This is a genomic window from Amycolatopsis japonica, assembly GCF_000732925.1.
GTDB classification, from domain to species: Bacteria; Actinomycetota; Actinomycetes; order Mycobacteriales; family Pseudonocardiaceae; genus Amycolatopsis; species Amycolatopsis japonica.
In genome coordinates, this window is sequence record NZ_CP008953.1 from 4,705,933 (window position 1) to 4,725,420 (window position 19,488).

The 19,488-nt window shown below is 69.2% G+C and carries 15 protein-coding genes; 8 read left to right on the top strand and 7 right to left on the bottom strand.

Features of this window, described 5'->3' with window-relative positions; all coding sequences use genetic code 11:
- Positions 1 to 36 precede the first annotated feature (36 nt).
- Positions 37 to 3,021, top strand: coding sequence for a family 16 glycoside hydrolase (locus tag AJAP_RS21815; RefSeq protein WP_038514742.1), 2,985 nt, complete (start codon positions 37 to 39; stop codon positions 3,019 to 3,021).
- Between the two features lie 68 nt (positions 3,022 to 3,089).
- Here the strand turns inward: AJAP_RS21815 and AJAP_RS21820 are convergent, their stop codons facing one another.
- The 3 genes from AJAP_RS21820 to AJAP_RS21830 all read right to left on the bottom strand — a co-directional run bounded on the left by AJAP_RS21820 (position 3,090) and on the right by AJAP_RS21830 (position 7,055).
- Positions 3,090 to 4,883 carry a carboxypeptidase-like regulatory domain-containing protein gene (locus AJAP_RS21820; RefSeq protein ID WP_038514745.1) on the bottom strand — a complete coding sequence of 598 codons (1,794 nt, stop codon included), beginning with the start codon at positions 4,881 to 4,883 and terminating at the stop codon, positions 3,090 to 3,092.
- A gap of 75 nt (positions 4,884 to 4,958) precedes the next feature.
- A complete protein-coding gene (locus AJAP_RS21825) occupies positions 4,959 to 5,705 on the bottom strand; it encodes an EI24 domain-containing protein (protein ID WP_038514747.1) in 747 nt (248 codons plus the stop codon).
- 9 nt (positions 5,706 to 5,714) lie between these two features.
- Complete coding sequence (locus AJAP_RS21830; RefSeq protein ID WP_038514750.1) at positions 5,715 to 7,055, bottom strand: FAD-binding protein; 1,341 nt, start codon at positions 7,053 to 7,055, stop codon at positions 5,715 to 5,717.
- A gap of 82 nt (positions 7,056 to 7,137) precedes the next feature.
- Here AJAP_RS21830 and AJAP_RS21835 point away from each other — a divergent pair, with 82 nt between their 5' ends.
- Entirely contained in the window at positions 7,138 to 8,304 is a 1,167-nt protein-coding gene (locus AJAP_RS21835; RefSeq protein WP_038514752.1) for an MFS transporter, read from the top strand.
- Positions 8,301 to 8,717, top strand: coding sequence for a Dabb family protein (locus AJAP_RS21840; protein ID WP_037336691.1), 417 nt, complete (start codon positions 8,301 to 8,303; stop codon positions 8,715 to 8,717). The genes AJAP_RS21835 and AJAP_RS21840 overlap by 4 nt, the downstream gene beginning before the upstream one ends.
- Positions 8,718 to 8,725: 8 nt before the next feature.
- On the opposite strand, the gene AJAP_RS21845 is transcribed toward AJAP_RS21840, so the two are convergent.
- Positions 8,726 to 9,721, bottom strand: coding sequence for a hypothetical protein (locus AJAP_RS21845; RefSeq protein WP_038514755.1), 996 nt, complete (start codon positions 9,719 to 9,721; stop codon positions 8,726 to 8,728).
- Positions 9,722 to 9,848: 127 nt separating this feature from the next.
- On the opposite strand from AJAP_RS21845, the gene AJAP_RS21850 reads away from it, so the two are divergent.
- The 3 genes from AJAP_RS21850 (at position 9,849) to AJAP_RS21860 (ending at position 12,885) form a co-directional block, all read left to right on the top strand.
- Positions 9,849 to 10,421: a TetR/AcrR family transcriptional regulator gene (locus AJAP_RS21850; protein WP_038523598.1), complete on the top strand. Its 573-nt coding sequence runs from the start codon at positions 9,849 to 9,851 to the stop codon at positions 10,419 to 10,421.
- 8 nt (positions 10,422 to 10,429) lie between these two features.
- Positions 10,430 to 11,566, top strand: a complete 1,137-nt coding sequence (locus tag AJAP_RS21855) for an SGNH/GDSL hydrolase family protein (protein ID WP_148311543.1) — start codon at positions 10,430 to 10,432, stop codon at positions 11,564 to 11,566.
- Between the two features lie 224 nt (positions 11,567 to 11,790).
- Positions 11,791 to 12,885, top strand: a complete 1,095-nt coding sequence (locus tag AJAP_RS21860) for a S1 family peptidase (protein ID WP_038514760.1) — start codon at positions 11,791 to 11,793, stop codon at positions 12,883 to 12,885.
- 18 nt (positions 12,886 to 12,903) lie between these two features.
- Here the strand turns inward: AJAP_RS21860 and AJAP_RS21865 are convergent, their stop codons facing one another.
- Entirely contained in the window at positions 12,904 to 13,800 is an 897-nt protein-coding gene (locus AJAP_RS21865; protein WP_038514763.1) for a LysR family transcriptional regulator, read from the bottom strand.
- 80 nt (positions 13,801 to 13,880) lie between these two features.
- On the opposite strand from AJAP_RS21865, the gene AJAP_RS21870 reads away from it, so the two are divergent.
- Both AJAP_RS21870 and AJAP_RS21875 read left to right on the top strand, forming a co-directional pair.
- Positions 13,881 to 14,288 carry a hypothetical protein gene (locus AJAP_RS21870; RefSeq protein WP_037336683.1) on the top strand — a complete coding sequence of 136 codons (408 nt, stop codon included), beginning with the start codon at positions 13,881 to 13,883 and terminating at the stop codon, positions 14,286 to 14,288.
- Positions 14,285 to 15,853: a multicopper oxidase family protein gene (locus AJAP_RS21875; RefSeq protein ID WP_038514766.1), complete on the top strand. Its 1,569-nt coding sequence runs from the start codon at positions 14,285 to 14,287 to the stop codon at positions 15,851 to 15,853. The genes AJAP_RS21870 and AJAP_RS21875 overlap by 4 nt, the downstream gene beginning before the upstream one ends.
- Here AJAP_RS21875 and AJAP_RS21880 read toward each other — a convergent pair.
- Together AJAP_RS21880 and AJAP_RS21885 are read right to left on the bottom strand one after the other, a co-directional pair.
- Complete coding sequence (locus AJAP_RS21880; protein WP_038514769.1) at positions 15,850 to 16,587, bottom strand: fumarylacetoacetate hydrolase family protein; 738 nt, start codon at positions 16,585 to 16,587, stop codon at positions 15,850 to 15,852. The two genes, AJAP_RS21875 and AJAP_RS21880, sit on opposite strands and share 4 nt — an antisense overlap.
- The gene (locus AJAP_RS21885; RefSeq protein ID WP_038514772.1) at positions 16,584 to 19,481 is read right to left on the bottom strand and encodes an FAD-binding and (Fe-S)-binding domain-containing protein; all 2,898 of its coding nucleotides are present in this window, start codon (positions 19,479 to 19,481) and stop codon (positions 16,584 to 16,586) included. Before AJAP_RS21885 ends, AJAP_RS21880 begins: the two co-directional genes overlap by 4 nt.
- Between the last annotated feature and the right edge of the window lie 7 nt (positions 19,482 to 19,488).

A 19,488-nucleotide genomic window follows, 5' to 3' on the forward strand; every position in this document is an offset into this window, starting at 1 on the left:
CACAGAGGTGCTCCGCCGCCGACCCGAGGAGCAACGATGCTTCCGTTTGTCCGCAAGCGCTTCAACCGGTCCATCGTCGCCTCGTTGGCGCTGGTCACGGCATTGACCGGGCTGGCGACAGTCCCGGCCGAAGCGGCCATCCCACCCCAGCAACCCGGTGTCACGCTCCGCACGTACGACCTCCAGCGCGAGCTCACCAAGCTCTGCGCGATCAAATCCGGCCAGACGCCCAACGTCGACAAGCTGATGCCGACGATCAGCTGGACCACCACCGCCGACTTCGGGCTCGACGAGCGGTTCGTCTCCGAGGTCATCGGGAACATCAACATCGCCACCGCTGGCCAGTACGAATTCCGGCTCACCAGCGACGACGGCTCCCGGCTCCGGATCGACGGCCAGACGGTGATCAACCACGACGGCCTGCACGGGGCGACCCCGGCGACCGGAACGGTGCAGTTGAGCACCGGGTACCACGCGTTGCGGATCGACCATTTCGACAACACCAACGATCAGCAGGTCACCCTCGAATGGCGGCCGCCGGGCGCGGCGGATTTCGCGCTCGTGCCGAATTCGGTGCTCAGCACCGACGCCGACGTCGTGCGGGTGACCTCGCCCGGGCGCAAGGAATGCGAAGGCGCCACGGACTCCCCCGGTGACGGCTTGCCGCTCAACGGCGTCCACCCCGGCTTCACGCTGACGAACCTGCGTCCCGAGGGATTCCAGCCGCAGGTCACCGGCATGGACTGGCTCCCGGACGGACGGCTCGCGATCGCCACATGGGGCGGCTCCGACAAGGTCCTCGGCGAGGTCCACCTGCTGAGCAACGTCAGCGGGAACACCGACCCGAGCAAGGTCCGCACGCAGCGCGTCGCCAGCGGGCTGAAGGAACCGATGGGCGTCAAGTACGTCGACGGCAAGCTGTACGTCTCGGAGAAGACGCGGCTCGTCGAACTGAACGACACCAACGGCGACGGCGTGACCGACGACTACCGCACGGTCGCCACCTGGCCGTTCGGCGGCAACTTCCACGAGTTCGCGTTCGGCCTGCTGTACAAGGACGGCTACTTCTACGCCAACCTTTCCGTCTCCATCAACTACGGCGGCGCCACGACCGACCCGCAGCCCGCGCCCAACCGCGGCACGACGATCAAGGTGAACAAGGCCACCGGCCAGGTCTCCTACATCGCCGGCGGGCTGCGTACCCCGCACGGCATCGGCTGGGGACCGGAAGGCGACGTCTTCGTCACCGACAACCAGGGCGGCTGGCTTCCCGTGAACAAACTCGTCCGGGTCAAGCAGGACCGCTTCTTCAACCACTACACCAATCCCGCGGGACCGTTCGACGCGAAGCCGGTGACCGCGCCCGTGTTGTGGTTGCCGCACAACGAGATCGCGAACTCGCCGAGCAACATGGTCATGCTGCCGACGGGCCCGTTCGCCGGGCAGATGGTGTACGGCGACGTGACCTACGGCGGGCTGCAGCGAGCGTTCCTGGAGAAGGTCAACGGCGAGTACCAGGGTGCGGTCTTCCGCATGACCCAGGGCCTCGAGTCGGGTGTCAGCCGGATCAGCCTCGGCCCCGACGGCGCGATCTACACCGGCGGGATCGACGGCGGCGGGAACTGGGGACAGCCCGGCAAACTCGCCTACGGCCTCCAAAAGGTGACACCCAACGGCACGAACGCCTTCGACATCCGGGCGATGCGGGCCGTCGCGGGCGGCTTCGAACTGGAGTACACCCAGCCGCTGTCGGCCGGGACCGCGCAGAACCTCGCGGCGAAGTATCAGGCACAGCAATGGCGCTACCAGCCCACACCGGCCTACGGCGGGCCGAAGATCGACGAGCAGACGTTGTCCGTCACGTCCGCGAGCCTGTCGGCCGACCGCAAGAAGGTCACCCTGCAGGTGGCGGGGCTGAAGGCCGGGCACGTGGTGCACCTGCGCTCACCGCGTCCGTTCGCGGCGGAGTCCGGTGCGGCGCTGTGGAGCACGGAAGCCTGGTACACGCTCAACTCCCTGGTCGGCGGCCCGCCGGCGAGCACGACCTACGAGGCGGAGCGGGCCGCGCTGAGCGGTGGCGCGGGGACGAACACGAACCATGCCGGCTACACGGGCACCGGTTTCGTCGACGGCTACTGGAACCAGGGCGCCGCGACGACGTTCACCGTGAACGCGCCGAAGTCCGGTGCCTACAACGCGGCCTTGCGCTACTCGAACGGCCCGGATCCGGCGCCGGGGACCAAATCGGTGACCGTCTACGTCAACGGGACGAAGGTGAAACAGGTCAGGCTCGCGAGCACCGGCAACTGGGACACCTGGAACACCCAGCCCGAGACGCTCAACCTCAAAGCCGGAGCGAACACGATCTCCTATCGCTACGACACGGGCGACGCGGGCAACGTCAACCTCGACAGCCTCACCCTGACCGAATCCCGGCGCATCTCGTTGTTCAAGGGCACCGATCTGAACGCGTGGGAGAAGCGCGCGGGCGGCGCGGCGACCTGGCCGGTGTCCGGCGGCGCGATGGAGTCGAACGGCGGGGACATCCGTACGAAGCAGCAGTTCGGCGATTTCCGGCTGCACGTCGAATGGAACGAGCCGAACTATCCGCCGGAGGTCACCGGACAGCAAAGGGGCAACAGCGGCGTCTACCTCCAGGAACGCTATGAACTGCAGGTGCTCGAATCCTTCGGGGACACCACGCTCGCCAACAACGAGGCGGGCGCGATCTACTCGAAGAAGGCGCCTGACCGGAACATGGCGACGGCGCCCGGGACCTGGCAGACCTACGACGTCACCTTCCGTGCCGCCCGGTTCGACGGCGCCGGGAACAAGACCGACAACGCCCGCGTGACCGTGGTGTGGAACGGCGTCGTGGTCCACAACGACGTGGCGATCGACGGCGGCACGGGCGACAGCATCCCGGAAAGCGCGGCACCGGGCGCGATCCGCTTGCAGGACCACGGGGATCCCGGTGAGAACCCGCGGTTCCGCAACATCTGGATCGAGCCCATCGGCTAGCACGGAGCTGTCCGTGAAGGCCTCCTTGAAGGACCCAGGGTCCCTCAAGGAGGCCTTCACGGACTTTGTCAGCGGCGGCAGGGGCGGAGGTCCACTCCTCCCGTGGTCTGCCCGGCGGTGACGGGAATCGGTGTGGCGGAAGCGAAATCGGCCGCGTCGCGATACCAGCAGTCGGCATCGGTGTAGTGCTTGATCTTGACGTTCTGCGTGGTGAGACCGTTGACGGTGTACTGCCCGTTCGAATCCGGCGTGGCCCAGTCCACGATGTCACCGGTGCGCGCGCTGAAGGCGTAGACGTAGCCGAACGTCGGCTTGCCGTCCTTGTCGAGGATTCGTCCGCTGATCGCGCCGTTCGGCACCAGCGCGGCGTTCTCGGTCACGGTCGCGCCGGGCCGCACCCGCACCGGACGGGCGGCGAACCGGTCCGCGCCGCCTCCCGACCACTGCCACGCGTAGTCGCCCCGCGAGGACGCGAATTCGAGCGGCCACTTGTACGGCCCGAGGCCCTTGATCGTGTAGACCCCGCCGTTCCGGCTGCAGTTCACGTCGAAGCGGAAGCCGATCCGGGGGTCGACCGCGTACGGGTAGACGCAGACGCCGTTCACCGGCGCCGCCGTGGCGCGATCGGTGACCTTGCCGGTGATCGTGCCGGCGGGATCCATCTTGATGTCCGCGGTCGGGACGGCCTTGCCGAGTTCGGCGGTGACCGTACGGGCCTGGCCGATGTCGCCGGTGCCGCCGTCCGGCCCGGCCCACTGGATGCCGTAGCGCTCGTCGAGCGGCTTGACCAGCAGCTTGTACGCGCCGGGGTCGATCGGCCCGATCACCAGTTTCCCGTCCGCGTCACTGCAGTAGTACTGATAGTCCGCGTCGAGGACGCCGACGATCGGGAGGGCGTAGGTGTCGACGCAGATCCGCTCCAGCGGCGCCTTGGTCTTCGCGTCCCGCACGGTGGCCACGATCGACGCGGCGGGCTTCATCGGCGCCCGGAATTCGGTGGTCTGGCCGGGGGGCAGATGGACCTGCTGCCCGTTGACCGGGTAATGCGTACCGTCCGGGCCCCAAACGCTCAGTGTGTAGTAGTCGAACGGCGGCACGTCCTCGTACAGCATGACCCCGTCGGCGCCCGCGCATTTCCGCAGTTCCGGCGGACGCGGCCGGTTGAGCTGCGAGCACGCGCCCGCGACGGGCGCGCCGGTCTTCTCGTCGGTCGCGACCACCCGGAGCTTTCCGTACGGCACCATGGCCTCGTCGACGACGGCGACCTGACCTTCCTCGGCCGCGAAGGTGTCTGCTTCCGGGAAGCTCGACTTCTGCCGGATCCATTGCGTGCGATCGCCGTAGGTGATCGCCATCGTGTAGGTGTCCGCCTTGACACCACTGAACGAATACGTGCCGTCCGCCGCGGTGAGGACCGTCGACCACCACCGTTGGTTCTGATCGGTGAGGCTCACCGAGGCACCCGCGGCGGGCCTTCCCTCGGCGGTGATCTGCCCGCGGACCGTGGCCGTGCCCTGCCGCAACGAGAAGTCCAGGCCGTGCGGCAGGTCCAGTACCTCGGCGGCGAGCGCGCTTCCCTTGTTGTACGCCCAAAGCTCGGCGTATCCGGCGGCGGTCGCGCGTGCCTTGTACTTGCCGGGTACGACGCCCGCGATCTCGTAGCGGCCGTCCGCGCCCGCGCACCCCGAACCCGTCTCCTTCAGCTCGAGATCGAACAGCGTCACACATGCCCCGGCCACCGGCGCACCGGAGTCGGCGGCCTTGACCACCCCGGCCACGATCCCCTCGTCGGCCATCGCCGGACCGGTCGTCAGCAGCGCGACGATCGGGATGGCGGCGGCCAGGAACAACGCTCTCTTCATCGGAAGCTCCCCTCAGTGTCGCGCCAACGATGGCGCCCGGGAGCCGCCGGTGTCTGCGTCATCTGACACAGACCTCTAGGCCATGTCGTCCGCCAGGACCTCGCGTGCGACGAGCACGCCGCCGACGAAACCGACCGGCATCACGATCAGCGCGGCGAACGGGATCAGGCACAGCAGTGACACGGGAAGCCCCAGCCCGAGGGCCAGCGCGCGGTGCCGCCGCAGCAGCAGCCGGCGCTGCTTCAGGCCCATCCCGCGCCGGTAGAACGGCACGGCGATCAGTTCCAGCGCCAGGAACCACGCCGTCACCAGGGCCAGCAGGACCGGCACCACGGTCTGCCCCACGACGGGGATGAAACCCGCGATCAGCAGCGGGATCGTGAACAGGAGCGAACGCAGCACCAGTGCCAGGCCGTCCTTCAGGCCCATCACCAGCAACCGCCACCCCGACAGGTCCACCGCGCCGGGCACGCCGCCGAGATCGTCCTCGACCTTCTCCGCGATGTGCTCGTAGAACGGCCCTCCGACGGCGAGGGTGATCGCCGTGAAGCCGATCATGGCGATCACCAGCACCGCGCCGAACACCGCGACACCGACCGCCACCCGGATCGTCGTCCGCCAGCCCGGCGACCAGTCGTCGGCGAACGGAGTGATCAGCAGCGAGAGATCGTCGATCCAGAACGCCAGCGCGACGATTCCGCCGATCAGCAGCACCGTGGTCAGCAACGCGGGCAGCGCGCCGATCAGCAGCAGTCTCGGCGACCGCGCCAGGATGCCGAGGCCTCGCCCGAACATCCGGATACCCTTGAAGAAGTCCCGCACCGGACATTTCTACCAGTGCAGGCGCTGGCCGGGGTTGAGCAGGTTCCCCGGCGCGTACCGGGCCTTGGCGTCGGCGAGTTTCGGCCAGGCGTCGCCGAAGTGCGCGCGCCAGTCCTCTGTGGACATCGGCAGCGCGTTCGACGGATAGACCTTTCCGCCGAGGGCGCGTGCCTTCCGGTAGAGGTCCACATTGAGCTCCAGCAGGCGCGCGTTGTGCGGCGGATCCTCGGGAGAACCGACGCGCAGCGGGGAGAAGAGCCAGGACAGCTCACCTGGCGGCACGCTGAACAGCGCGGTCTTCAAGCGGTCGTTCCGCACCGGGTAAAGGAGGATCAGCCCGGTGGCCCCCAGTTCGGATTCGCCGGTGGCGGCGAGGGTTTCGGCGACGAACCGCTCGACCGTGTAGTCGGTGAGGAACACGTTCAGCCACGGATGCGGACGGAACCAGCTTCCCATCGCCCGGAGCGCCGCCTCCCCGTCGGCCATCCGGTTCAGGAAGTCGAAGTACGCCGTGTCCTCGTCTTCGGACTCGTCGAATTCGAGCGAGTCCAGCAACGCGGACTCGCTCGGTTCGGCGGGCGGCGTGTGGTAGGCGACCGCCTCCAGCATGTACCGCCAGCCGTCCTCGACGGGGATCAGCTGTCCCTCCACGTAGTCGAAACGACCGTCGCGGACCACGGCGCGTTGATCGGCCAGGAACGCCGGAAGCGTGTCGTAGTAGAGCTTCCACCGGCGGGCCCGCGCCGGGGCCGGGGTCAGCCGCAGTGTCACGCGGGTGATCACCCCGCATTGCCCGAGACCGGCGAGCACGGCGTCGAACAGGTCCGCGTTCGTTTCGCGGGAACAGGTGAGCACCTCGCCGGTGCCGGTGACGACCTCCAGTTCCACCACGCCATCGGTCTGTGTGCCATGGTGGTGGGTCGCTCCCCCGATCCCGCCGACCACCAGCGTGCCCGCGACGGTCAGTTCGAGATAGTCCGTGAGCACCGGCGGTGCCAGCCCGTGCGGCAACGTCGTTTCCAGTACCTCCCGCCAGCGGGCACCGGCGTCCACCGACACCAGATCACCGGTGACCACGCGACGCGGCCGCAGCGAAGTCATGTCCAGCACGATGCCGCCCTCGACCTGCCCCTGCCCGTACGGCGAATGCCCGGCGCCGCGGGCGGCGACCGGAAGGCCTCGCGCGGCGGCGAACCTGAGCACGACGGCGACGTCGGTCACCGAAGCGGGGCGCACCACCAGGGCCGGCCTCGCGTGGATCAGCTTCCCCCAGTCCTGGCCGGCGACGGACAAGGCGGCATCTCCGGTGAGGATCTCTCCGGCGATGGCGGGCAGGATCTCGTCGGTCATGCCTCGCACGCTACCGAGCGCGGCCGGACATAGGCGATTTTCACCGACGCGAATGCCGGTGTCCCGCTGCGAAATTGGTGGCGTGACGGACACTTTGGCACCGACGCGGCGGGCTCGTGGCACCGTGCTGGCCGCCGCGCCCCTGACCATCATGGCCGCGGCGATCATCGCGCCCAGCCTGCCCGCGATGCGGGAGGACTTCGCCGATACGCCCGGTTCGGGTCTTCTCGTCCGGTTGGCGCTGACCGTGACCTCGCTCGCGATCGCGATCAGCGCGCCCCTCTCCGGGATCGTCGCGGACCGTGTCGGACGCCGTCCACTGCTCTTGACGGGGCTGGGGCTCTACGCGGTTTCCGGTACGGCCGGGTTCTTCGTGGACGACCTCTACCTGCTGCTGATCACCCGGGCGGGGCTCGGACTGGCCGTCGGCGGGATCATGACCGCGGTCAGCACGCTGATCACCGACTGGTTCACCGGCGAACGCCACGCCTCCTTCCTCGGTTTGCAGCAGGCATTCGCGAGCCTGGGCGGCGTTGTCTTCCTGCCACTGGCCGGTTTGCTGGCCACCGTGAGCTGGCATGCGCCGTTCTGGATCTACTCGGTTTCGGCGATCGTGGTGGTCTTCGCGATCGTGTCCCTGCGCGAACCGGAACGGAACAGCCCCGCGGTCGGTGGAGGCGGCCGGCTGCCCGCCCGCGTCGTCGGGGTCTACGTCCTGGCGTTGGTGGTGACGCTGGTCTTCTACATGGCGCCGACCCAGTTGCCGTTCCTGTTGCAGGGCTTCGGCAGCGGGCCCGTCGTCGTCGGTGCCGTGGTCGCCGGGAGCACCTTGACCGGCGTCGTCGGCGCGCTGACCTTCCCGCGGCTGCGTCGGCGGCTGGGCCCCACCGCGATCACCACCGTCAGTGTCGCGCTCATGGGCGCGGGCTGGCTGGTGATCGGGACCGCGGGCACCGTCGCCCAGGTCGTGACGGGACTGCTCGCGGGCGGGCTCGGCGTCGGCTTCGTCGTCCCGAACCTCAACCTGCTCCTGGCCGAGTCCGCCGATCCCGCGCGGCGCGGCCGGGTGCTCAGCGGCCTGGTCACCGGGATCTTCCTCGGCCAGTTCCTGTCCCCGCTCGTCGTCCAACCCCTCGTCCAAGGCATCGGCATCGCCGACGCGTTCACCTGGACCGGCATCGCCTTGGGTGCCGGAGCGGCACTCGCCGCCCTTCTCTCGAACCGGAACAACGGAAAGGAAGCACGATGATCTACCACGGCAACCGTTTCACCCTGCGGCCCGACGCCTCGCCGGAGCAGGTCGAGGAGGCCTTGGAGAGCCTCCGGAATCAGGGCCGGGTCATCCCGGCGGTGAAGTCCTTCGTCGTCGGCCGCGATTTCGGCGGCGACTACGAATGGGGTGCCGTCTTCGCGATCGAAGACCTCGACGGGTACTGGGAGTACCTCATGCATCCGGCGCACCGGAACACCGACCGGGTCGGGCTCCCGCTGGTCGACCGGTTCGCGTCCTTCGACGTCACCGACGACCCGGATCCGGAGATGGGCGCGAAGATCGCCGAACTGCACCAGCGCCGTTACGACAACGACGCCGAGCTGACCGAGCTGATCTCCGGCCTCGGCGAGTACTCCGGCAGCGCCGCGCCGGGAAAGCACGGAGCCTGACCACGGCTTCAGCCACCGTCCGCGAGTGAGCCGCTGCCATCGGGGCCGGTCACGATCACCCGGCTGCTCACCGCGGTCCCGAACGGGATGATCGTGACCTGCCACGTCTTCGGATCCCCGACGTGGATGGTCGCCTTCGCCCGCTCGACCAGGGCAGGGACGCGGTCGACCGCCGGCTCTCGGAGGTCGAACCGCGGCACCTGGGCGCCCGTCGGGGCGAAGACCACGGTCAGGCGCCGGTCCTCGACGACCGCGGTGATCACTTGGGAAACATCCGTGGCCAGCGCCAGCGAGTCGATCGCGCGGCGCAGTTCCCCTTCGCCCAGCAGGGATCTGTCGACGTTCACGGTCGCCGATCCCGAGGAAGACGTGGTCGTGCTGGACTGGGTTTCCTCCGCCCGCACGGGCTCTTCCGGCGCGAACAGCTCCGCACGGAACAGGTACAGCACGAGCGCCGCGCCGAGGACGAACCCGAGGACCGCGAGCGCACCGAACGCGCAGCCCTCAGCCGGTTCCTGCACCAGGCTGGACTCCGGGGCGGATTCGATCACCGCCTCGGCCACGCGGCGCTCCCACTCCGGTGACAGCCGCTCGACGACCTCCGCCTTCCACGGCCGGTCCGGCGGATACCGCACGACGAGGACATCGCCCGCGTGGTAGTCCGGGAGGTCGACCAGGTTGATGCCGTGGGTGATCTTCAACCGGTAGGTCGCCGACCCCTCGGGGGCGACGGTGAGGTCGAAGTAGACCGGGATGTCACCCGTCTCGGTGCCGCCCGCGCGGAGGCTCTCGATCTTGGCGAGCGCGATCACCGGCGCGATCCTCGCCTCACGAGCACGTCGTGGCGCTCCGGCGAGGTAGAGCAGGACTCCGTAGGCGATGGGGAGCCCGACGCCCGTGATCATCAGTGGCACGTACTCGATGACGATCCCCACGACGAACGCGCACAGGGTCGTCCCGGTGATGATCCCGGTCAGGAATCCGCGGGCGAGGGCGAGCGGCATGGGCGTGACTCCAGACTTCCGGGGCGGGTGCGGTCAGTCTTCGCCGGTCCGGGCGCTACCGAACCCAGGTTTCGGCTGCCTAATCTGATTAGGCAAGTCCCGAATGGACTATGGTACGGTGGTCGTCATGGCGAGAGCGGGACTGACCACGGAACGGGTGGTCCGGGCGGGTGCGGAGCTCGCCGACGAGATCGGTTTCGAGCACGTGACCCCCACCGAGCTCGCGAAGCGGTGCGGCGTCAAGACGGCGAGCCTGTACTCGCACGTGAGGAACGCCCACGAGCTGAAGACCGAGATCGCCCTGCTGGCCTTGGCCGAACTCGCCGATCTCGCCGCCACCGCGGTGGCCGGCCTGGCGGGCAAGGACGCGTTGATCACCTTGGCGAACGTCCACCGTGACTACGCACTCGAACACCCCGGCAGATTCACCGCCGCGAGATTCCGACTCGCCCCGGAGAAGGCGTCCACCAGCGCCGGTGTCCGGCACGCCGAACTGATGCGGGCGATCCTGCGCGGCTACGACCTGGCCGAGCCGCACCAGACGCACGCCGTCCGGCTGCTGGGCAGTGTGTTCAGCGGTTTCGTCGGCTTGGAGTCCGCCGGGGGCTTCAGCCACAGCACCCCCGGCCCGCAGGAGAGCTGGACCGAGATCCTCGACGCGCTCGACGTCCTGCTGCGCGCTTGGCCCCGAACGAAATGAACGGAAGAATGCTCACCACCCCGATCAGCGCCGCCCTCGTCCGCGGTGCGCTGGACCTCGAAGACACCGAACGCGGCGTGCTCCCCCACCGGCTGCCCGCCCGGGCCAGGCAGCAGATCCCCGACGGCCAGCTGGCCATGGCGGAAGCGCAGCCGTCCGGGGTGCGGCTGGTCTTCCGCAGCACGGCGACGCTCGTCGAACTGGACGTCCTGGCCACCAAACGGGTCTTCGCCGGCGCGCCGCCCCGGCCCGATGGCGTCTACGAACTGCTCGTCGATGGTCGGCTCGCCGGGAGAGCGAGCGTGACCGACGGCGACACGATCACCGTCGACCTGGCCACCGGCACCGCGCGGCACCAGCCCGGCCCCGTCCGGACGCTGCGGTTCGACGGCCTGGCCGGGCACGAGAAGAACGTCGAAATCTGGCTGCCGCACAACGAAACGACCCAGCTCGTCGCCCTGCGCACCGACGCGTCCGTCCACAGTGTCCAGTCCCCCGGCGGCGAGACGTGGTTGCACCACGGCAGCTCCATCAGCCAAGGCTCCAACGCCGCGACCCCGACCGGGATCTGGCCCGCCACAGCCGCGGCCATCGCCGGAAAGGAACTGGTCAATCTCGGTTTCGGCGGCAGTGCGCTGCTCGACCCGTTCACCGCGCGCGCGATGCGCGACACGGCGGCCGACTTCATCAGCCTCAAGATCGGGATCAACGTCGTCAACGCGGATCTGCTGCGGCTGCGCGCGTTCGGCCCGGCGGTGCACGGTTTCCTCGACACCATCAGGGAAGGCCATCCCGCCACGCCGTTGCTGGTCGTCTCGCCGCTGTACTGCCCCATCCACGAGCACACGCCGGGGCCCGGCGAATTCGACCCGGAGGCCTTGCGGGAAGGAAAAGTGCGGTTCAGGGCGACCGGTGATCCCGCGGAGACCGCCGCGGGAAAGCTGACGCTCACCGTGATCCGCGACGAACTCGCCCGCATCGTCAAGGAGCGGAGCGATCCGCACCTGCGTTACCTCGACGGCCTCGAACTGTACGGCGAGGCGGACCATGCCGAGCTGCCACTGCCCGACCACCTCCATCCGGACGCGGCCACGCACCGGCTCATCGGAGAACGCTTCGCCCGCCTGGCTTTCGACGCCTCGTGAGTCCCACCGTTTACTGTGCGCGTCTAACCCGGTAGCACCCGGTGCGGCTACCTATTTTTCTTCCTGTCCAACGAAAGTCGGTATCCGCCACCGGTGCGGCGGATCACCATGATCGGCACCGGATCACCGGTGCCGGGTCGCCTTGGCCGTGCCCGGCGACCCCACTGTGTCCAGTGCGGCCACCCCTCGCGCTGGATCCTCCCTCGCGAAAGTGAGTCACCGGTATGCGCACAAACCCCTTAGCCCGTACCGCCACCACACTGGTGGCCGCAGCCGCGGCCGTCGGCTTCCTCGCCCCGTCCACGGCCACCGCCACCACCATCGCGGGCTACTCCCCCACGGTGCAGCACGAGGCGGTGACGTCCCTCGCCGCCGAAGCCGGGATCAGCCAGGCCGCCGCGGTCGAGTTCCTCCGGACGCAGACGGCCAGTGTCGAAACGTTGCAGAAGGTCACCGCGTCGCTCGGCTCCCGTGCCGCCGACGGGTATCTCGACGACGCCGCCAAACCGGTGGTGAACGTGCTCGACCAGGCCGCCGCCGACCAGGTCACCGCGACCGGCGCGCGGGCCCGCGTGGTCAAGCACTCCACCGCGGCGCTCACGAGCGCGCAGAACGCCCTGCAGGCGCTGCCCACGGTCGCGCACACCTCGATCGGCCTCGACCCCAAGGCCAACCAGGTCGTGCTGACCATCTCCGACGCCGCGAAGGGCACCGACGCCCTCGTGAAGGCCGCGGAAGCACTCGGCGACCGGGTCCGCGTAGAGCGGACCACCGGCGAGATGCACACCGCGATCTACAACGGTGAGGCCATCACCGGCGGCGGCACCCGCTGCTCGGTCGGCTTCAACACCAACCGCGGCGGCCAGAACTACATCCTCGACGCCGGCCACTGCACCCGCGCGGTGTCGCAGTGGAACGTCGGGCCGTCGCAGGGCGCCAGCTTCCCGACCAACGACTACGGCCTGATCCGCAACACCACCGGCAGCGCGCCGGGCGCGGTCACCCTGTGGAACGGCTCCACCCAGCGGATCGCCTCCGCCGGTTCGGCCACCGTCGGGCAGCGGATCAGCAAGAGCGGCAGCACCACCCGGCTCACCTCGGGTTCGGTGCAGCGGCTGAACGTCACGGTGAACTACGCCGAAGGCTCGGTGTACCAGCTGATCCAGACCAGCGCGCTGGTCAACCCCGGCGACTCGGGCGGCTGCCTGTTCTCCGGCAGCGTCGGACTGGGCATCACCTCCGGCAAGGGCAGCGGCACGTCGTACTTCCAGCCGATCGGCGAGGCGCTGAGCGCCTACAGCGTCACGCTCAACCCGTAAGCACGGTCCGGGCCCCGGTCACCGCGACCGGGGCCCGGCCGGTGCGTGGAAATGCTCGACGACGTGGTCACGGAAGCGTTGTGCCGCGGCCGAAAGATAGGTGTCCTCGCGCCACGCGACGCTGAGCACGCGACGGCAATCGGGATCGTCGACGTCGAGCCAGACCACCGTCTGGCTGGTCTCGGGGCGCAGTCCGAGCGACGGCACGAGCGCGAGTCCGAGACCCGCGTCGATGAGCTGGAAGAGCACGGCGGCTTCGTCGCCCTCGCAGACGATGTGGAGTTCGAGCCCGGCCTTCGCGAACAGGCGCTCGACGAGCGCGCGCTGCCAGTACCCGGGGCGCGTGGTGAGGAACGGCTCGCCTTCGAGGTCCGCCAGGCCGATGTGACCACGCCCGGCGAGCCGGTGCCCGGACGGCACGCAGAGGAACACCTGTTCGTCGAGCAGCACGCGGCTGCGAATGTCGTTACCCGCCAAGGGTTGCGACGAGATGCACAGGTCGACGTCGCCGGCCCGCAGCTTCTCGGTCATGCCCTCCGCCGACGCCTGGGACAGCCGGACGTCCACCAGCGGATGCCCAGGCACGAACGTGCGAAGCGGATCGGTGAGGGCGAGCAGGCTTTCGGCCGCGACGGTGACGGTGCCGCGCTCCAGCCCGGCGGCGTCGTCGAGCTCTTGACGGGCGTCGTCGAGTTCGGCCAGCGCCCGGTCGACGCGGCGGAGGAACGCGGTGCCGAAGCGGTTGAGCCTGATCCGGCGGCCGTGCCGGTCGAACAGCGGTACGCCGAGTTCGTTTTCCAGCCTGGCCAGGGTCCGGCTGAGCGAGGGTTGCGCGACCCGCAGCTTCTCGGCCGCGCGGCCGACGTGTTCGAGCCGGGCGACGGTCTGGAAGTACCGGAGGGCCAGAAGATCCACTGCTGATACCTCACCTGTTATGAACAGATAACCGATCTTGTCTTGGACAGCATAAGGCCTCGGCTCTTACGTTCGATCGCGTGAGTGAAACCCTGACCAGCCCGAGCCGGAAGGCGAACGGGACGCTGGTGGTGAACCGGGTGCTGGTGAGCGCCCACGCCGTCGCGATCATCGGCCAGCCGGTGTTCGCGGGCGGCTACCTCGGCGGCGATTACGACATGCTCTGGCTGCACCGCTGGGGTGCCGACGCGGTCTCGTACCTGGCGTACGCGCAGATCATCGCAGCCTTGGTCCTCTGGCTGGTGCGCGGACCGCGCTGGCTGTTCTGGATCAGCCTGCTGCTCGCCGCGGGCGAGACCGGCCAGTACCTCGCCGGGATGGCGGGCGCGCTCGATCTGCACATCCCCCTCGGCGTCGCGCTGGTCACCGGAGCGGTGCTGACGACCATCGCCGTCTGGCGACCGCAGATCTGGCGGGCACGCCGATGAGCCGCCGCCTTCCTCGCAGGACCTTCCTCGGGCTCGCCGGCGGGGCCGGTGTCCTCGCCGCCGCCGGGATCGCGGCTCCCCGCCTGCTCGCGCAAGGCGCGCCGGGGACCGGCGAGTTGCTGCGCAGCGGGCTCCCCTTGCCGGAACCCTACCGGGTGCCGCTGCCGATCCCGCCGATCCTGCGTCCACAAAGGACGGCCGACGCCGATCATTACACGATCACCCAACGGACGGCGACGGCCGAGATCCTGCCCGGCGTCCGGACGCCGATCTGGGGCTACGAAGGGATCTTCCCGGGCCCGACGATCGAATCGCGGCGGGATCGGACCGTGGTGGCGCACCATCGCAACGAGCTTCCCGTGCCGACGGTGGTCCACCTGCACGGCGGGCACACGCCGGCCGAATCCGACGGCTACCCGACCGATCTCGTCCTGCCGCGGTCCGGCTGGAGCGCCGCGCACGCCGGGCACGGCATGGTCGACGCCCGTGCCCGGATCTCGAACGGGGAACGCGACTACGTCTTCCCGCTGCGGCAACGGGCCGCGACGCTGTGGTACCACGACCATCGCATGGACTTCACCGGTCCGGCCGTGTACCGGGGCCTGGCCGGATTCCACCTCGTCCGCGACGACGAGGAAGACGCCCTGGGCCTCCCGTCGGGCGAACGTGAACTGCCGCTGATGATCGCCGACCGTTCCTTCGACGAGCACGGCGAGTTCGCCTATCCCTCCCTCGACCGCTCGCTGCGGACCACGCCGGGAGTCGAAAGTGCTTACGTGGAGGGTGTTTTCGGTGACGTGATCCTCGTCAACGGCGCGCCGTGGCCGGTGCACGAAGTCGCGGCCACGCGGTATCGGCTGCGTCTCCTCAACGGCTCCAACGCGCGGCGGTACGACCTGGCGCTCGACCCGCCGCCGCCCGGCGGAGGCGGTTTCGTGCAGATCGGCGCCGACCAGGGCCTGCTCGACGCGCCGCGCGCACACGACCATCTCCCCATCGCCCCGGCGGAACGGTACGACGTCGTCGTCGACTTCGGCCGGTATCCGGTCGGCACCGAGGTCACCCTCGTGAACCGGCTCGGCACCGGCTCGACCGCCCAGGTCATGCGGTTCGTCGTCGCGCGCCGTGCAGCGGACGACAGCCGGGTTCCCGCCAAGCTCAGCGAGATCCCGCCGCTCACCCGCGAGCAGGCCACGACCACGCGCGACTTCTCGTTCCGCGCGGGCGCTGTCCACGGTCGTTCGGGCTGGGTGATCGGCGGGGAGCCGTTCTCGCCGGACCTCATGTCGGCGAGCCCGCGCCTCGGCGACACCGAGATCTGGCGATTCGTCGCCGACATCCACCATCCCGTGCATCTGCATCTGGTGGGATTCCGGATCCTTTCGCGTGGCGGGCGGCCGCCGGGGCCGTTCGACGGCGGTATCAAGGACACCGTCGACCTGGCCCCGGGCGAATCGGTCGAGGTCATCGCCCGCTTCGACGGCTATCGCGGCCGGTACGTCTTCCATTGCCACAACGCCGAACACGAGGACATGGCGATGATGACGAACTTCGAGGTGGTCTAGCGGACCGGGTTGGTCAACGCCCCGATCCCCTCGATCGCGACGGTGACCTCGTCCCCCGGCTCCATCGGCCCGACCCCGGCCGGGCTGCCGGTGAGGACGACGTCGCCGGGGCGCAGGGTGAACCAGCGGGTCACCCACGCGAGGATCTCCGGCACGCCGAAGATCATCTCCCGCGTGGTGGCACGCTGGGCGAGCCGATCGTTGATCAGCGTGGTCACCTCGAGGTCTCCGTTCTCGATACCGGTGGTGATCCAGGGGCCGAGCGGCAGGAACGTGTCGGCGCTCTTGGCCCGCGCCCATTGACCGTCGGCCCGCCAGTCGTGCGCGGTGACGTCGTTGGCGCAGGTGTAGCCCAGGACGTGCGCCAAAGCGTTCCCGACGGTCAGGTTCCGCGCGGTCCTGCCGATGACGACGGCCAGTTCGCCCTCGTACTCCAGGCGTTCGACCTCTCGCGGGTGCAGGATCGGCTGCCCCGGCCCGGTGACGGCGTTCGGGGCCTTGAGGAACAGGGCGGGCCGCTCGGGCCACGGGCGGCCTTTTTCCTTCAGCTGGCAGGGATAGTTGCTGCCGACGCAGACGATCGTGCGCGGCTCGCACGGCGCGAGCAGCCGGATATCGGACAGCGGACCGACGACCTCGCCGGGGCCGGTGGCCGGGTCGTACGCGCGGACGACGTCGCCTTCGACGCAGCCCGTCCTGGCGGCCTCCTCCCGGCCGAAGCGGATCAGCCTCATGCCGGACCGCCGAGCGCTTCACGGACCAGTTCGAGCGGATGCCACGCCGTGCGGCCTGCACCGTGGAAGATCTGCTGACGGCACGAAACGCCGGTGGCGGCGACCAGTGTTCCGGCCGGTTCCCGCTCCAGCGCGGGGAAGAGCCGGTCGCGGCCGACGGCCATCGAGGTCTCGTAATGCTCGGCCTCGAAACCGAACGAACCCGCCATCCCACAGCATCCGGAGTCGATCTCGGCGACCTCCAGCCCCGGGATGCGGCGCAGGAGCGCCATGGTGGCGGCGGTGCCGACCTCCGCCTTCTGGTGACAGTGGCCGTGGAAGACCACGCGCCGCCCGCTCAGCCACGATCGTTCCGGCAGGTTCAGCCTGCCGTCGTCGATGGCCTCGACGAGCAGTTCCTCGACCTGGCGGACCCGTGCCTCGACCTGCCGCGCTTCGGGAAGGTCCGGCAGCAGCGCCAAAGTCTCGTCGCGCAAGGTGAACACGCACGACGGCTCACAGCCGACGATCGGCGATCCCGGTTCCGTGTCACGTGCCAAGGACGTGACCAATCCGGTGGCCTTCTTCTTGGCGTCGTCCAGCAGGCCTTTGGACAGGCTCGACCGTCCGCAGCAGCCCCCGGAAGCGAGTTCCACCGCCCAGCCCGCACTTTCGAGCAGTTCGATCGCCGCCTTGCCGATCTGCGGTTCGGTGAAGGTGGTGAAGGAATCCGCGAGCCAGTTCACTGTGCCCGCGGCCCCCGGCGCCGTCACCCGGTGGCGACTCCAGCGCACGAGGTTCTCCCGCGCGAACTTCGGCAGCGGCCGTTCGGCCTTGATGCCGACGGTCCGTTCCATGAGCTTGCGGAGCGGCTCGATCCGACCGGGCACATTGGACAGTGGCGCGGTCGCCGAGCCGAGCCGGTTGAGGAACCGGATCGAACCGAAGATCCGCGACCGCAGCGGTGTGCCGTGCTCCTCGTGGTGCTGGTGCAGGGTTTCGGCCTTGAGCGAGGCCATGTCGACGCTCATCGGGCATTCGCTCTTGCACGCCTTGCACATCAGGCACAGGTCGAGGATCTCGTGCAGGCGTTCCCCGCCGAGCGCGGCCTTCGGATCCGGTTCGGACAGCGCCTTGACCAGCGCGTTGGCCCGGCCGCGCGTGGAATGCTCCTCCTGCAGGGTGACCTGGTACGACGGGCATATCACCCCGCCGGTGGTCTTGCGGCACAGACCGATGTTCATGCAGCGGTCGGCGGCGCCGCGCATCCCGCCGACGACCTCGAACGACAGCATCGTCCGCAGCGGCGGCGCGGGCGGCAGGGCGTCGCGGTCGCGCAGGTTCTCGGTCATCGAGGGCGCGTCGACGATCTTGCCGGGGTTCATCGTGCCCGCGGGATCGAAGAGCTTCTTGACCTGGCGCATGGCTTCGTAGAGTTCGTCGCCGAAGATCTCGCGGTTGAACTCCGAGCGGGCGAGGCCGTCGCCGTGTTCGGAGGAGTTCACGCCGCCGAATTCGGCCACGAGATCCTTGATCTTCTCCGCGACCGCGCGCATCGTGTCGACCTGGGCGGGGTCGGTGAGGTCGACGAACGGCCGGATGTGCAGGCAGCCGACCGAACAATGGCCGTAGAACCCGGCTTCGAGCCGGTGCTCGTCGAGGATTTCCTTGAACCGCGCGGTGTATTCCGCGAGGTGCTCGGGGTCGACGGCGGTGTCCTCGATGAACGCCAGCGGCCGCTTGGTCCCCTCGCCCGCCGCCATCAACAGGCCGAGACTGGACTTGCGCACCTTGAGCAGCGCCGCCTGTTCGGCGGCCGTGACGAGTTTGAGCGTGTGGTAGCCGCGCCCGTTGCGCTCCCAGAGCGCGGCGACCTCGTCGAGTTTGGCCGCCAGCACGGTCTCGTCGTCGCCGGAAAAAGACACGAACAGCAGTGCCTCCGGATCGCCGACGAGATGGTTGCCGAGATCGGCGTACTCGATCTTCCGCCGCGACAGGTCGAGGATCGTCTTGTCCATCATCTCGACCTGATGCGGCCCGCAGCTGAGCGCGTCGAGCGTCGCCGAAATGGCGCCGTGCGTCGTTTCGAAATGCCCGACCGCGTAGACGGTCTTCTTCGGCTTGGGCACCAGATCGACTTCGATCCGGGTGGCCAGCACGAGCGTGCCCTCCGCGCCGACGACGAATTTGGCCAGGTCGAAGGGTTTATCTTCGCCGAATCCGGAGAGCCGGTCGAGCCGGTAGCCGCACGCACGCCGCCAGAACAGCGGCATGCCCTTGGCGATCGCGTCCTCGTGCGCGGTGACGAGTTCGGGGAGTTCGCGGTAGATGCGGCCTTCGTGTGTGTCCGCCTCGGCGCGCCGCTGGCGTTCGGTCTCGCTCACCGGTTCCAGGCGGGCGGTGGAGCCGTCGGCGAGGACGACGTCCAGCGCGCGGACGTGATCGATGGTCATGCCGAAGGTCAGCGACCCGGAACCCGCCGAGTTGTTGCCGACCATGCCGCCGATCGTGGCGCGGTTGCTGGTGGAGGTGTCGGGCCCGAACATCAGCCCGTGCGCGGCCGCCGCCTGGTTGAGCTGGTCCTGGACGACGCCGGGTTCGACGACGGCGATCCGCGCGACGGGATCGAGTGCGACGATGCGGTTCATGTGCCGCGAAAGGTCGAGCACCAGACCGGGACCGACGGTCTGCCCGGCCAGGCTGGTACCCGCCCCGCGCGGGACGACGGGCACGCCGAACTCCGCCGCGGTGGCGACGGCCGCTGCGACGTCCTCCTGATCGACGGGGAACACGACCCCGCGCGGCATGATCGAGTACATGCTCGCGTCGCGGGAGAACAGGTGGCGCGTGTAGTCGTCGAAGGCGACTTCCCCGGTGATCCGCGCACGCAACGTTTCTTCGAGAAGGCTGGTCATCGGCGGG